The sequence below is a fragment of the Alistipes onderdonkii genome, assembly GCF_025145285.1.
Lineage (GTDB): Bacteria > Bacteroidota > Bacteroidia > Bacteroidales > Rikenellaceae > Alistipes > Alistipes onderdonkii.
The window spans coordinates 3,781,408-3,796,358 of sequence record NZ_CP102251.1 but is presented as its reverse complement, the minus strand read 5'-3'; the positions used below and the strand labels follow the sequence as shown (position 1 = coordinate 3,796,358).

The window sequence follows — 14,951 nt, the reverse complement described above, 5'->3', positions numbered from 1 at the left end:
ATCTTTAGTGCAATATTCAACAACTCCTTATGACGATGTTCTATATTGTACTCCTGATCGTATTGGGACTGCTTTTCCTGGTGGCGGAATTGGTGCTGCTGCCCGGCGTGTCGATCGGCGCCATCCTGGCGCTGGTTTGCTACGGCAGTTCCATCTACCTCGCTTTCCGCGATTACGGCACCGTAGCCGGGGTCGTAGTCATCCTGGCTATCCTCCTGCTTTCGCTCGTCGCCACGATTATTTCCCTGCGCGCCAAGACCTGGCAGCGCTTTTCGCTCAAACAGAGGGTCGACTCGTCGAGTATGCCCTCGACCCCCGACCAGGAATTGCAGGTGGGCGACCGCGGCATGACCCTTTCGCGCCTTTCTCCGATGGGTACGGTCGAGGTCGGCGGCAAGGTCTACGAGGCCAAGTCGCTGACGGCCTATGTCGACCCGCGCCGGGAGGTCGAAGTCGTGGGCTTCGAGAATTTCAGCGTCATCGTAAAGACCGTGAAGGATCGGCACGCTTAGCCGGATAATCGGACGGGGATGGGATATCTCAGATTCTTTGCATTGCTGGCCGTCGTGGGGATGGCTTGCGATTCCCGGGCACAGGGAATGAAGGAGGTCTGGCTGGACGAGCTGGATCTCTCGTTCTGCATTCAGGACTGGGGCTTGCCGCAGGCCGACCGCTCGGTGCTGGATACTCCCCTCACGGTGGGCGGCGTCGTTTACGGCCGCGGCGTGGGAACCCATTCGATCAGCCGTATGCTGTTCGGGCTCGGCGGCGATGCCGTCTCCATGACCGGGGCGGTGGGCGCGGACGATAAAAACCTGTTCGCCGGGAAACACCGGTTCAAAATCCTCGGTGACCGGAAGGTGCTGTGGGACAGCGGCGTGATGCGCAAGGGCGATGCTGCCCGTGCGTTCGACGTCGACCTGTCCGGCCTGGACAAAGTCCTGCTGCTGGTCGAGGAGGCCGGCGACGGGATCATGTACGACCATGCCGACTGGCTGGAGGTGAAGATCACCACGCGCGGGGAGGTGGAGCCCCTGCCCGTCTGGGCCAGGCCGATCTCCAAGGGTAAATATATCCTGACCCCCGCGAGCCCCGAAACGCCGCAGATCAACAATCCGCTCGTATACGGCGCCCGCCCGGGCAATCCCTTCCTGATGCCTGTCATGGTCAGCGGCAAACGCCCGATGGCGTACGGGGCGCAGGGGCTTCCCGAAGGGCTGGAGCTCGATCCCCGTACGGGCCTGATAACGGGCCGTGTGCCCGCCGAAGGGGATTTCAGGGTGCTGCTGACAGCGGAGAATGCCCTCGGGAAAGCCGAACGGGAGGTGTTGCTGAAAATAGGGCCGCAAATCGCCCTGACTCCGCCCATGGGCTGGAACAGCTGGAATTGCTGGGGGTTCTCGGTCGACGACGCGAAGGTGCGCGATGCCGCCCGCGCCATGCACGAAAAACTCCTGGCCTACGGATGGACGTATGTCAATATCGACGACGGATGGCCGGCGGATACGCGTTCGGCCGACGGCAGGCTCCTCCCGAACGAAAAATTCCCGGATTTCAAAGGCCTCAGCGACTACGTCCACTCCCTGGGACTCAAATTCGGCATCTACTCCTCGCCCGGGCCCACGACCTGCGGAAATTATCCGGGGAGCTACCGGCATGAACTCACCGACGCCCGGACTTGGGCCGAATGGGGCGTGGATTACCTCAAACACGACTATTGCGGCTACCTGCAAATCGAAAGGGACTCTGAGGAAAAGACGATCCAGGAACCCTACGTGGTCATGCGCAAGGCGCTGGATCAGGTCGACCGGGATATCGTCTACTGCGTGGGCTACGGGGCTCCCAACGTGTGGAACTGGGGCGCCGAAGCCGGCGGCAACCTGTGGCGTACGACCCGCGACATCACCGATGAATGGAACGTGGTGACGGCGATCGGCTGTTTCCAGGACGTTTGTGCGCAGGCCACGGCCCCGGGCAGGTACAACGACCCCGATATGCTGGTGGTCGGCCGGCTGGGACACGGCTGGGGTGCCGATGCCCACGAATCCGAGCTGACCCCCGACGAACAATATGCCCATATTTCGCTGTGGGCCATCCTCTCCGCCCCGCTGCTGATCGGTTGCGACATGCGGGCGATAGACGACTTCACGCTCGGGCTGCTGACCAATTCCGAAGTGATTGCCGTGAACCAGGATCCGCTGGTCGCCCCCGCCGTCAAACGGGTCGTCCCCAACGGGCAGGTGTGGTACAAAAAACTCTGCGACGGTTCGTATGCGCTGGGATTTTTCCAGTTGGATCCCTATTTCGTGCTGTGGGATCAGGACGAGGCGGAAGCCATCCAGGAGCAGAACTACGAATTCGAATTCGACCTGCGGGAACTCGGGATCGGCGGAAAAGCCGAAGTCCGGGACTTGTGGCGGCAACGGGACTTGGGTACATGCACGGGCACGCTCCGGGCGCTGGTACCCTACCACGGGGTTTCGCTGGTCAGGATAACGCCCGTGGAATGAGCTCGGGCCGAAAGGTGTAATTCAAAGATAATTTTCTAACTTAATAGCATTCGATTATGGATTTTCAAGCAGGATTGATCGTATTGATCGTATTCGTGAGCCTTTTTGCGATCTGGCTCATCTTCTATTTCATCCCGGTGGGACTGTGGTTCTCGGCATTGGTGTCGGGCGTAAGGATCAGCCTGCTGCAACTCATTCTGATGCGCTGGCGCAAGGTGCCGCCCTCGACGATCGTTTCGTCGATGATCGAGAGCACGAAGGCCGGGCTGGAACTCAACCCCAACGAACTCGAGGCGCATTACCTTGCGGGCGGCAACGTCACCAGCGTGGTGCATGCCCTGGTATCGGCACAGAAAGCCAATATCATGCTCGATTTCAAGATGGCTACGGCCATCGACCTGGCGGGCCGCGACGTGTTCGAGGCCGTGCAGATGTCGGTGAACCCCAAGGTCATCAACACGCCTCCCGTGGCTGCCGTGGCCAAGGACGGCATCCAGCTGATCGCCAAGGCGCGCGTCACGGTGCGTGCCAATATCAAGCAGCTGGTCGGCGGTGCCGGTGAGGAGACCGTGCTGGCGCGTGTCGGCGAAGGCATCGTCTCGTCGATCGGTTCGGCCGCATCGCACAAGATCGTGCTCGAGAATCCCGATTCCATTTCGCGCGTCGTGCTCGAAAAGGGCCTCGATGCCGGTACGGCGTTCGAAATCCTCTCGATCGACATCGCGGACATCGACGTGGGCAAGAATATCGGCGCCCAGTTGCAGATGGATCAGGCGCAGGCCGACAAGAATATCGCCCAGGCCAAGGCCGAGGAGCGCCGCGCCATGGCCGTCGCACTCGAGCAGGAGAACAAGGCCAAGGCACAGGACGCCCGCGCAAAGGTGATCCTGGCCGAAGCCGAGGTGCCGCTGGCTATGGCCGAAGCGTTCCGCAACGGCAACCTGGGGATCATGGACTACTATAAGATGAAGAACATCATGGCCGACACGTCGATGCGCGAGACGATCGCCCGGCCGGAGAAAAAATAACCAGTTCGGGGGATTTTCCGGGGGTACGGTCGAAACCGTACCCCTTTTTTCGTATATTAGATGCCGAATAGAGTTATATCATTGCAACATCCCGGAACCGGAAGCCCGTTCCCCGGGGTGTGGATTGAAAAGCAGATTGCCATGAAGAGATTTTTCCTATTGCTGTTTCTCGGTGCGTGCCCGGCCGTGTCGGCGCAGGTGCGCTTCTCGGACTATTTCCTCGAAGAGACGATGCGCTTCGACTATTACCACAGCGGCGACAGCCGCTCGGAAGAGTATTTCTTCGACGCCCTGAAGGCCGAACCCTACTGGGCGGGCTCGCACGTGTCGCTCCTCGATACGACGGGCTACGGGAACCAGTTTTTCCGCATCGTCGACCGCGCTTCTGAACGGGAGATTTATTCGCGCGGCTTCTGTACGCTCTTCAACGAGTGGCAGAGCACGGCCGAGGCCGACAGCGTGCGCCGTTCCTATCCCGAATCGGTCGTATTCCCCTATCCCAGGCGCCCGTGCCGCATCGAGATCTTCGGCCGCAATGCCCGGGGGCGCTTCGAAAAGCGGTTCAGCCAGAATATCGACCCCGCATCCTGCTTCGTCGCGCAGTTCTCACCCCGCTACGAGGCTTTCGAGGTGGCATATAACGGCAACCCCGCACATCGTGTCGACATCGTGCTGCTGCCCGAGGGGTATGGCGCCGGGGAGCGGGCGAAATTCGAATCGGCCTGCCGTGAATTCGCACGCGAATTTTTCAGCTATTCGCCTTTCAGGGAGTACGCTTCGCGGTTCAATATCCGCGCCGTGTGGGCGCCGTCCGCCGATTCGGGCGTGACGATTCCCGGCGAGCGCGTGTGGCGCAACACGGCCTGCGGGGCCTCTTTCTATACGTTCGGCTCGGAGCGTTACCAGATGGTCGACGACTTCCAGCGCCTGCGCGACATCGCGGCGCATGTCCCTTACGACTATATCTATGTGTTGTCCAACACCCAGAAATACGGGGGCGGCGGTATCTTCAACTTCTATGGCATCAGCGCCGCACACCACCCTACGCGCACCGGGAAGATTTACGTCCACGAATTCGGGCACCTGCTGCTGGGGCTGGGCGACGAGTATGTCGGCACGACCTCCTACGACGACATGTATGCCCGGGATGTCGAGCCGTGGGAGGCGAACCTGACGACGCTCGTCGGCTTCAAGGACAAGTTCTGGAAAGCGATGGTGCCGGCCGGGACGCCCGTTCCGACGCCCGACACCCCCGAGTACGAGGGGGTCGTAGGGGTTTTCGAGGGCGGCGGCTATGCTGCGAAGGGGGTCTACCGCCCGTGGCGGAACTGCCTGATGAACAACCTGCACCGGACGGACGAATTTTGTCCCGTATGTACGAAAGCCATCTGCGATTACATCGAGTTTTTGTGTAGGTGAGCTTTGCAATATGTTGTAATACAAGAGGGACGCATATGCGTCCCTCTTTCCGTGTGCAGCAGGCCCGTTACCCCGGCCGGCACAGCCCTGCCGTCGTTCCGGTTGCGCGGTGCCGTGCCTGCCTGTCGCAGTGTGGTGCGGCGAGCTGCTCAGTATACCTCTTCGGGCAGGGTTTCGCCGACGGGTTCGCCTGCCAGGCCGTCCTTCCACTTGATCGAGGCGTGGGTGCCGTCGCAATAGGGTTTGTTGGCCGACTGCCCGCAGCGGCACGCCACGACGCGGTTCCGGATTTCGTAGGTGTGCCCGCCCTCGCGCCGCATGGGGATCCCGCCCCGTATCCACAGCCCTCCGCTGGCACCGATCGTGATGTCCTCGATCAGCCCCAGACTCGGTTCGAAACGGAACTCGAAGGGTTTCATCGTCTCCTTGTCCCACGCCGTCAGACGGCCGCTGGGGCACATCGAAGCTTCGCGGATGGCCAGCTTGCGGGCTTCGGGGTCGTCGGATGCCTCGGTCAGCGTCCACGCATCGCCGTGCGGGTGGCAAAAACGTGCGAAGACGCAGTATTTCTCGTTGTCCGTCATCTGGAGCGTGCCCCCGTCGATCACCTCGGCATCGTCGAGCAGGGCGTCCGGACGTGCCGTGAGGCGGGGATCCCAGTCTGCCTTCTCGTGCGAACCGTCGCAGTAGGGCTTGCGGTGCGATGCGCCGCAGCGGCAGATCGCCGTGGGTTCCGCCTCGGTCGAAAAAAGCCTGCCCTGCTGGAAATACCAGCTTTCGTTGGACTCGTTGGGCATGATGAACTGTTCGGCCAGCGGCGGCCTCCCGTAGACCAGGTAGGGGCCCTCCTCGGTCACCGTGATGCTGAAACGCCCTCTGGCGGGTGAACTTCCCGTTTCAATTTTCAATTTGGACATACTATTTGCATTTATAATTCGTTAAGGAGTAGGCGGCAATAATTATTCCCAAATGAATAATTTAGGATGTCCTTGTAGGATTTATCCCGCTTTTTGGTATCTTTGCAAAGATTTTTTAAATTGAAATTCGGTAAATTTGAGTAATATGAAAGGATTCGTAAGGCTGATGGCTGTGGTCGTGACTGCGGCGGCTTTTGCCGTGGCATGCAGCAAGGATAAGGATTCGGGCAAGATCACGCTCGATTCCCCGGCGGTGTTCTTTGCGCAGGCCGGAGGGTCGGCTACGGTCGGTTTCACGGCACAGAACATCAAGACGCTGTCCGCGACGAGCAAACCCACCGGTTGGGACGAGGCGGTCGTCGACCTTGCAGGCGCGACGATCTCCGTCAAGGCCCCTTCGGCCGAGGACATCGAGAGCGGGGATGCCGTCAAGACCGGCTCGTTCTCCTTTACGGGTTACACCCCGGGCGGTACGCTCGTTTCGGCGACGCTCTTCGCCGGTATCGTGACGACGAAGGACATCAGCGCCGAGGTGGCCAACAGTTATATCGTCTCGGAGCCCGAAACCAATTACCTGATCGACGCTACGCGCAAGAGCGACGGCTCTCTGCTGGCTACTTCCTATGTGGACGTCGTATGGCAGACCGCATCGGGATTCGTGCAGTATGCGGACTTCGAGGACGGCAAGGCGTCGTTCTACATCGGTGCCGACAGCGACGACGCCACCAAGATCAAGCAGGGCAACGCCGTGATCGGCGCCTACAATGCCGACGACGAACTTATCTGGAGCTGGCATATCTGGGCGACGGATTACGACCCCGATGCGGAGGGCGGTACGGTCGTTTTCAACGACTATACGCTGATGAACCGCAACCTCGGAGCCCAGGCCAACGACAATTCGACGACGGACAAGATACTCGCTTCCTACGGGTTATATTACCAGTGGGGACGCAAAGACCCGTTCATCGGGCCGAATACCTATCAGGGTTCGGAGGGCTCGGGTGCCCCGATGTACAGCGGAAGCGGCAGCCGCGTCTACCTGAAAATGACCGAGTCGAGCGCCGAGACCGGTACGATGGAATATGCCATCCGGAACCCGCTCGTCTTTATTACGGGTGTGGCAGACACGGACAACGACTGGCTCTGGAGCGGCCGTTCCGATGGATTGTGGTCGGCGGACGACAATGTGGCCGACAAGAGCGTCAACGACCCCTGCCCCTACGGCTGGCGCGTAGCTCCCTCGGGCGCGTTCGCTGACCTGAGGATCGTCGGTACCCCGGCCGTGGGCGACGAGGCGAAATACGGCTGGACGCTGACCGACGGAAGCGCCGAATCGTTCTTCCTTGGCGCCGGACGCCGCCGCTACGACAACGGCAAGATCCTGAATATCTACAATCCGCTGCCCAAGGTGCGTTCCGACGCCATGGAGGCACAACCCTGGGAGGGCCTTTACTGGACGACCGCCGTGTCCGGCACGCAGGCTGCGGCGCTCCATTTCTGGTTCGAGAAACTCGACACCTCGGCCGGCATTGATGATTCGGCGCCCTATGCCCGTGCCAACGGCCTTCAGGTGCGTTGTGTGAAGCAGCAGGGCAAGTAAATACCATCCGATACGACAAGGCGGGCCGGCATGTGCCGGCCCGCCTTGTTTTGGTATAACACTTGCTGTGTGGGCGTGTAAATCCACTGGCAATGAAAATCAAGACAGGAAAAGGTACGGTTACGCTGGCGGTGCTGCTGGCGATATGGTCGGTGTCGGCAATCGCCTCGCTGCCGGGGCTGGCGATCTCGCCGATCCTCGGCGACCTGAATAAAATCTTCCCGAAGGCCACCGACCTCGAAATACAGATGCTCACGTCGCTGCCCTCGCTGCTGATCATCCCCTTCGTCCTGCTTGCCGGCAAGCTCTCCGTCGGCAGGGACAAGCTCAAGATCCTTGCCGTCGGGCTGTCGATCTTCTTCCTGAGCGGCGTGGCATGCCTCTTCGCCCGGAGCATGATGTGGCTCATCGTTATCAGCTGCATCCTCGGCATCGGCGCCGGCATGGTGATCCCCTTCTCCACGGGGCTCGTGGTCGACTACTTTACGGGCGATTACCGTGTCCGGCAGCTGGGGTACAGCTCGTCGATCAACAACCTGACGCTCGTGCTGGCGACCGTCGTGACGGGCTACCTGGCCAATGTGGACTGGCATCTGCCCTTTCTGGTCTATACCCTGCCGGGTATTTCGCTCGCGCTGTCGTTCCTGCTCAAGCGGCAGCGCTCCCTCCCCGAACCGGAACAGAGCATCCAATTGCGCCACAAGATGATCGACCGCCGTAAGCTCGCCGGGCTGATGGCGTTCTATTTCTTCGTCACCTACGCCGTGCTGGTCGTGACGTTCTATGCCTCGTTCCTGATCGACGACTACAAGATCGACAGCTCGTTTTCCGGGGTGCTGATCTCGCTGTTTTTCCTTGCGATCATGCTGCCGGGGCTGTTCATCGCCAACATCATCCGCTCTTTGAAGCGGAACGTCAACCTCGTGGCGCTCGTGCTGGTCTGTGTGGGGCTGCTGTGTGTCGGGGTTTTCCACGGCAAGGCGATGCTGGCCTTCGGGGCGCTTTGCACCGGGCTGGGATACGGGATCATGCAGCCTGTCATTTACGACAAGGCGGCGACCATCGCCCCGCCGCGTTCCGCTACGCTGGCCCTCTCGTTCGTCATGTCGGTGAATTACCTGGCCGTGATGGTCTGCCCTTTTATCGTAGACCTCTTCCGTCACGTTTTCGGGACGCACAGCGACCGCTTCCCCTTCTTTTTCAATGCCGTGCTGGTGCTGGCCGTGGCTGTCGTCACACTCCTGCGCCGGGATAGCTTTACGCTCGGACTCGACGAATCCTATTACCGGAATTGATCGTAAAAACTGTTCGAAAGTGTTGTGAATGACGTAAAAAGGTTTAAATTTGTGCTGAAAAGTCACACCCTATTACGATTATCGCGAGATGAAAACAACACTTCTGACGGCTTTGGCCGCCGCTGCCCTTGCGGCAGGCTGCTCAAAGTCCGACACAGGTACGCCTTGTGTGAAAATCGCACCGACGATCCAGACCCGTGTTACGGGATTGCATTTCGATACCGGCGACCGCATCGGGCTGAGCATTGCCAAAGGTTCGGAAACCTACGTGCAGAATGTCCTGATGACCTACGACGGTACGGCCTTTACGGCCCCGGATTTGCTGTGGTATAACGATTCGAATGAAAAATCGACGCTCACGGCCTACCATCCTTACTCCGGGCAGGGAATGCCCGCGGAGTTTTCCGTTGCGTTGGATCAAACCTCGGGAGCCGCATCGTCCGACCTGCTGGTCGCGGTGAAGAAGGACGTTACACCAACCTCGGCGCCTGTCGGAATGCTCTTTTATCATGTGATGTCGCAGCTGACGATCGTCATTACCAATAATTCCGACGCCTCGGTTACGGGGGTTACGGTCGGCGGGCTCGTCCCGACGGCCGTCGTCGATTACACGGTGCCCTCCGCCGCGGCCAAGGGCGGGGTGGCCGCATCCGACGTCGAGGCGTTCGAAGTGACGGCCGGTGCCGCCTACCGCGTCATCCTCGTGCCGCAGCAGGCTGCCCTGACGGTCACGGTGGCTACCGACGACGGGAAGAGCCGCAGCAAGACCCTCTCTTCGGCACAGCTCGAAAGCGGGAAACGCTACGACATGTCGGTCGTCGTGACCAATATCGACATCGACGTGGAACTGAGCGGCGAAGTCGTCGACTGGGGCGACGGAGGTTCGCTCGATGGCGGCGGCGAGGGCGGTGATGAGGGCGGCGGCGAGGGCGGTGATCCCGGGACGCTTTCCTACGGGGGTGTGGACTACCCCACCGCGACGATCGGCGGACGGGTATGGATGACCCGGAACCTGCGTTATTTGCCCGACGGTGCCCAGATCGGAACCGGTATCTGGTATCCTTGCCGCGGTTCGGAAGGATCGAACGACGCCGAATATGTCGCGGAACGGGGACTGCTTTACAGCTTCACGACGGCTCTGGGTAGTACGGCCGCCGCATCCGGCACCCCGGTGCGGGGGATTTGTCCGCCGGGCTGGCATGTCCCCACGGGCGCCGAGATCGAACAGATGATCGCCAGCCCCGAATACGATGCGTCCCTGCTCCGTAGCGCCGGGATGTGGAATTCGGAGACGGGGCGTTACCTTCCTGAAACCAAAGGCTATTTGATGAGCTGTACCCCGCAAGACGGCGGTTCGGGCTACCAGGCATTGAGTTATTCGTCGGGCGGTATCGTAGCCGGGCTCGCTCCGTTTCCCGCCGGGAACGGTGTCTCGCTGCGCTGCGTGAAAGATTCATAGCCGGCGGCGGATGCCGCGGAAAAGGAACGATCCCCGGTCTCGGATGAGCCGGGGATCGTCTTTTTACTGTGGGTTTACCCTCCTGAGGCAGGCCGCCGTGCAACCTTCCCTCGAAGATGCGGTGGGAGCGGATCGCCGTGCCGCCCCTCCCCGCAGGAGCCCTGTGCCCGCGTCGTCTCAGTTGTCGCGGTTCAGGAAGAAGACCGGGATGTTGGCCAGGAACACGTCCTTTCCCCGGAGCCGGTCGCGTTTGGCGAGCAGCTCGCTCAGCAGGATGTCGCCGATGACGTAATTGCTCTCTTCGCTGATGTACTGTTCGTGGACTTTCGAGAAGTTCAGGATGCCGTGTACGTCGGTCTCCTTGTACCGCGCATAGATTTTCAGGGTTATGTCCGTCGTATAGTCGGGCTTCTGCATGTAGCTCTGTTTCTTGTACTCGTAGCGGTAGTTGTTCAGGCGGGCCATGATGTCGCTCAGGATCGACGAGGCCGTGGGCAGGCTCCCGGCCCCCTTGCCGAACATGAACTGCCGGTCGTAGCACTCGCCGCGGATCACTACGCCGTTGTACTCGTCGTCCACGCTGTAAATATATTTCGAGGGCGTCACGAACTCCGGCATGACGAACATCGTGAAGTGTTCGTCGCTCACCTTGACGACCTGCGCCACGAGTTTGATCTTCACGTTTTTTTCGCGGGCATACCGGATGTCCGAATCGTGGATGGTCGAGATGCCGTAGGTGAAAATCTTTTCCGGGGCGACGTAGGTGCCCAGCGCATGTACGGTGATGATCACCAGCTTGAAGAGCGAATCGTAGCCTTCGATGTCGAACGACGGGTCGCTTTCGGCGAAGCCGAGCGCCTGCGCCTGCGCCAGGGCGCTGTCGTAACTCTCGGCGTGGTCGAAGACGCGCGAGAGGATGTAGTTCGACGAGCCGTTCAGGATGCCCTTCACCTCTAACAGCAGGTCGTTGTCGTAATACTCCTCGAGGTTGCGGATGACGGGGATCGAACCGCACGACGAGGCATCGTACAGCAGCGCCACGTTGTGCGTCTTCTGGATCTCGATCAGTTCCGGAAGGTGGTGCGCCAGCATGGTCTTGTTGCCCGAGACGACCGGGATGCCGCGCAGCAGGGCCCGCTTGACGATGCTGTATGCGGCATCGGCCTGGTCGATCACCTCCACGATCAGGTTGATGTCCCGGTTGTCGAGTATCTCGTCGACCGACGTCGTGAAGAGGGATTTGTCGACCTCGATCTTGCGCGGTTTTTCCGGGTCGCGGACGCAGATCTTCACGATCTCGGCGTGGGCGTTCTTCGATTTCTGCACTACCTGGTAGATTCCCTGTCCGACGACGCCGAACCCGAACAGGCCGATTTTGATTTTGCTCATATGCTGCTTGTTTATTGATTGTTCATGAACGGACAGAGGAGGTCGTTCAACTGCCCGTGTTCGACCAGGAAGCCGTCGTGCCCGAACGGGGAGTCTATTTCGTGGTACGTGCTTCCGGCGATCATGCCGTGCAGTTCGCGCATCTCGGCCGGGGTGAAGACGATGTCGGTCGTGATGCCGACCACCGTCGTGCGGGCCCCGATGCGTGCGAGGGCGGCCGCGACCCCGCCGCGCCCGCGCCCCGTGTCGTGGGTGTCGAAGGCGTTGAGTATGGCATAGTACGAGTAGGCGTTGTAGCGCCGGCAGAGTTTTTCGCCCTGATATTGCTGGTAGGTCGATGCGCGGTGTACTGCGGGGAGTTCCTCCCTGTCCTGCTGCGTGAGGTTGTATCCCAGCGAACCCCGGTACGTGAGCAGCCCCAGGGCGCGGGCGGCCGCCAACCCGGCCATCCCGGCGGCGTCGCGCGGCTCGCCGAACGTCGTGTCGGCCTCGATGGCCATGCGCTGGGTCTGGTCGATGGCGATCGTCCAGGGCGAAGCCTTGGCCGCCGTGGCGATTAGGATCAGCTTGCCGATGCGCTCCGGCTCCATGACCGCCCACTCGATAGCCTGAAACCCCCCGACCGAACTGCCTACGAGCGTGTCGATGCGGCCGATGCCGAGTGCGCCGGCCAACAGCCGGTGTGCACGGACGATGTCGCGGATCGTGAACGGCGGGAAATCCTTGTAATAGGGGCTTCCCGTTTCCGGGTTCACGTGCAGCGGCCCCGTGGTGCCGTAGTGCGACCCGAGGATGTTGGCGCAGACCACGAAGTGGCGTGCCGGGTCGAGGAAACACCCCGCCTCCACCGTGTGCGGCCACCAGTCCGCCACGTCCGAATTGGCAGTCAGGGCATGGCATACCCACACGACGTTGTCGTACGCCGCATTGGGCTTGCCGTAGGTGTGGTAAGCGATCCTCAGCTCGGGCAGCGTATGCCCCGTTTCGAGCACGAACGGCCCGGGTGCTTTGTAAATGCTGGGTTCCATTATCCGATGTGTGCGAAAGCCTGTTCGAAGTCGTCGATGAGGTCGTCGGTATTCTCCAGCCCGACGGAGATGCGCAGCATGGTCGGCGTAACGCCTGCTGCGGCGAGGTCTGCGTCGCCGAGCTGTTTGTGCGTGGTCGATGCCGGGTGCGTAACGACCGTGACCGAGTCGCCGATCATGACCATGTGTGCCGCCAGGTTGAGCGATTCGACGAAACGTACGGTGCTGTCGAGCGTGCCTTTGAGTTCGATGGTGAAGACGGCCGACGAACCGAACCGGAAATACTTCTTCGCGTTTGCGTAGCTCGGGTGCGACTCGAAGCCCACGAAGCTGACACGCTCCACTTTGGGATGGTTGCGGCAGTATTCGGCCAGCCTGCGGGCCGACTCGACTTCGTGCCGCACGCGCAGCGAAAGCGTTTCCAGCCCGAGCGTCATCAGGTAGGAGTCGAACGGCGAGGGGCAGCAGCCCAGGTCGCGGACACCGTCCACGCGGCATTTCACGATGAAGGCAGCCGCGCCGAATGCCTCGTGGAAATTCAGTCCGTGATACCCTTCCGACGGGCCGTCGATCTGCGGGAACTTGCCGTTGGTCCAGTCGTAGTTGCCCCCGTCGACGATCACCCCGCCCATGGCCGTGCCGTGGCCGTTGATCCACTTGGTCGCCGAGTCGACGACGATGTTCGCACCCCACTCGAAGGGGTTGCACAGGTAGCCCGCGGCACCGAACGTATTGTCCACGATGAAGGGCACGTCGTAGCGTTTGGCCAGCTTGCCCAATGCTTCCATGTCCGATACGGTGCAGGAGGGGTTGCCCATGCTCTCGGCGTAAATCGCCTTCGTGCGTCCGTCGATCAGCGCCTCGAAGTCCTCGGGGCGTTCGCTTCGGGCGATGCGGCAGTCGATGCCGAGCCTGCGCAGCGAAATGCGGAACTGGGTGAAGGTGCCGCCGTAGAGGAACGGCGAGGCGACGATGTTGTCGCCCTCGGCCGCCAGCGAGAGCACGGCGATGAGTATGGCCGACATGCCCGACGAGACGGCCAGCGCCCCCACGGCCCCGTACAGGGCGGCGATGCGTTGCTCGTATACGGTCGTGGTCGGGTTTTGCAGCCGGGTGTAAATGTTGCCCCCTTCGCTCAGGTCGAAGAGTTTGGCGGCGTGTTCGCAGCTCTTGAAGCGGTATGCCGCCGTGGGATATATTGCCACACCGCGGGCACCCGTTGGGTCGTCGGGTTGCAGCCCTCCGTGGATCTGCAATGTCTCGAAACGTAATTTTTTCTCAGCCATGCTATCTGTTTTTTAGTCGTTACAAAAAAAATCCGACCTCTCTGAAGCCGGATTGTGTCGTTCGTATACACGGAAAATCTACACCCGGCGGAATCGGTTGCGCATGTACATCATATCCATGGTCATACTGCGGAGCGAGCCGCCGTATGTGTCGTGGTATGTCGTCGTGGCAATCATTTTCTGCTTTCGGATGTTTTCCTGTGTGCAAATATAGGAATTTTTCGGCTCATGCTTGCGGTCGGCCCGATTTTTTTGCAAAAAGATGGATAACTTTTCGTTCGCAGGCGTTACCGGCATGTCGAGCCGAGCCGCTTTTACCATATCATTCTTGCCGTGGTTACCAAATGTTTTGGTGGATCCTCTCCTCCGTACGAATCTCTTTCTGCCTGCTGAGATGGGCGTTTGGGGCTGCATGGCCAATGGCAAGAAAACAGGTGAATTCGTATCCTTCGGGAGCGTTGACCAGTCGTTTGACGTGTTCCGGTTCATTGCCGATGGGGATACGGAACGCACAGGCCAGCCCCTCCGCCGTTGCCGCCAGCAGGATGTTCTCGACTGCCGCCCATGCCGAAGCAAAATAATTGAGCGAACTTTGATCGGCGGGTTCGCATAGCGGACAATCCTTTTGCCGGAAGAACGGCAGGACGAGGCATCCGCTCTGCATGAGCATCTTTTGCTGCTTGGGCAGTGCGTCGGTAAACATGGCGTGCTCGTCCCTGTCCATCACACCGGCGGCAGCTTCCAATCCCGCCTGCTGAATATTTTCGGTGTTTTCGGCAACGGGCGAGATCATGCGGGAGATGTTCTCCTGCCCCCGCACGACTACAAACTCCAACTGGCGCAGGTGATCGTTTGTCGGGGCCTTGAACGCCGCCGCCAAGATCCTTCCCAATACTTCGTCCGGCACTTCCCTGTCGGAAAAGTCGCGGATGGTTCTCCTTTTCTCCAATACTTGATAGAAATCCATAACAATACGTTTTTAGGTTACACTTGTCGTTTACAGTTGCAAAGTTACGCCTC

12 protein-coding genes are annotated in these 14,951 nt (G+C 60.3%); 7 read left to right on the top strand and 5 right to left on the bottom strand.

Annotation, left to right across the window (positions count from 1 at the left end; genetic code table 11):
• The first annotated feature begins 29 nt into the window (after window positions 1-29).
• The 4 genes from NQ559_RS15685 to NQ559_RS15670 all read left to right on the top strand — a co-directional run bounded on the left by NQ559_RS15685 (window position 30) and on the right by NQ559_RS15670 (window position 4,957).
• On the top strand, window positions 30-512 hold the full coding sequence (locus NQ559_RS15685; protein WP_018695854.1) for an NfeD family protein: 483 nt from the start codon (window positions 30-32) through the stop codon (window positions 510-512).
• 18 nt (window positions 513-530) lie between these two features.
• A complete protein-coding gene (locus tag NQ559_RS15680; RefSeq protein ID WP_018695855.1) occupies window positions 531-2,510 on the top strand; it encodes an NPCBM/NEW2 domain-containing protein in 1,980 nt (659 codons plus the stop codon).
• A 56-nt stretch (window positions 2,511-2,566) separates the two neighbouring features.
• A complete protein-coding gene (gene floA / locus NQ559_RS15675) occupies window positions 2,567-3,538 on the top strand; it encodes a flotillin-like protein FloA (protein WP_018695856.1) in 972 nt (323 codons plus the stop codon).
• A gap of 141 nt (window positions 3,539-3,679) precedes the next feature.
• Window positions 3,680-4,957, top strand: coding sequence for a M64 family metallopeptidase (locus NQ559_RS15670; RefSeq protein WP_026318365.1), 1,278 nt, complete (start codon window positions 3,680-3,682; stop codon window positions 4,955-4,957).
• Between the two features lie 149 nt (window positions 4,958-5,106).
• Here NQ559_RS15670 and NQ559_RS15665 read toward each other — a convergent pair whose 3' ends face one another.
• Entirely contained in the window at window positions 5,107-5,874 is a 768-nt protein-coding gene (locus NQ559_RS15665; protein WP_018695858.1) for a CDGSH iron-sulfur domain-containing protein, read from the bottom strand.
• 145 nt (window positions 5,875-6,019) lie between these two features.
• On the opposite strand from NQ559_RS15665, the gene NQ559_RS15660 reads away from it, so the two are divergent.
• The 3 genes from NQ559_RS15660 to NQ559_RS15650 all read left to right on the top strand — a co-directional run bounded on the left by NQ559_RS15660 (window position 6,020) and on the right by NQ559_RS15650 (window position 10,228).
• A complete protein-coding gene (locus NQ559_RS15660; RefSeq protein WP_018695859.1) occupies window positions 6,020-7,474 on the top strand; it encodes a hypothetical protein in 1,455 nt (484 codons plus the stop codon).
• A gap of 92 nt (window positions 7,475-7,566) precedes the next feature.
• A complete protein-coding gene (locus NQ559_RS15655) occupies window positions 7,567-8,769 on the top strand; it encodes an MFS transporter (protein WP_018695860.1) in 1,203 nt (400 codons plus the stop codon).
• Window positions 8,770-8,857: 88 nt separating this feature from the next.
• Window positions 8,858-10,228: a fimbrillin family protein gene (locus NQ559_RS15650; RefSeq protein ID WP_026318366.1), complete on the top strand. Its 1,371-nt coding sequence runs from the start codon at window positions 8,858-8,860 to the stop codon at window positions 10,226-10,228.
• Between the two features lie 177 nt (window positions 10,229-10,405).
• Here the strand turns inward: NQ559_RS15650 and NQ559_RS15645 are convergent, their stop codons facing one another.
• From NQ559_RS15645 to NQ559_RS15630, 4 genes are all read right to left on the bottom strand, one after another.
• Window positions 10,406-11,617, bottom strand: a complete 1,212-nt coding sequence (locus NQ559_RS15645; RefSeq protein ID WP_018695862.1) for a homoserine dehydrogenase — start codon at window positions 11,615-11,617, stop codon at window positions 10,406-10,408.
• Between the two features lie 11 nt (window positions 11,618-11,628).
• Window positions 11,629-12,645, bottom strand: a complete 1,017-nt coding sequence (locus NQ559_RS15640; protein ID WP_018695863.1) for a homoserine O-acetyltransferase family protein — start codon at window positions 12,643-12,645, stop codon at window positions 11,629-11,631.
• The gene (locus NQ559_RS15635; RefSeq protein WP_018695864.1) at window positions 12,645-13,931 is read right to left on the bottom strand and encodes an O-acetylhomoserine aminocarboxypropyltransferase/cysteine synthase family protein; all 1,287 of its coding nucleotides are present in this window, start codon (window positions 13,929-13,931) and stop codon (window positions 12,645-12,647) included. The genes NQ559_RS15640 and NQ559_RS15635 overlap by 1 nt, the downstream gene beginning before the upstream one ends.
• 337 nt (window positions 13,932-14,268) lie before the next feature.
• A complete protein-coding gene (locus NQ559_RS15630) occupies window positions 14,269-14,898 on the bottom strand; it encodes a nitroreductase family protein (RefSeq protein WP_018695866.1) in 630 nt (209 codons plus the stop codon).
• Between the last annotated feature and the right edge of the window lie 53 nt (window positions 14,899-14,951).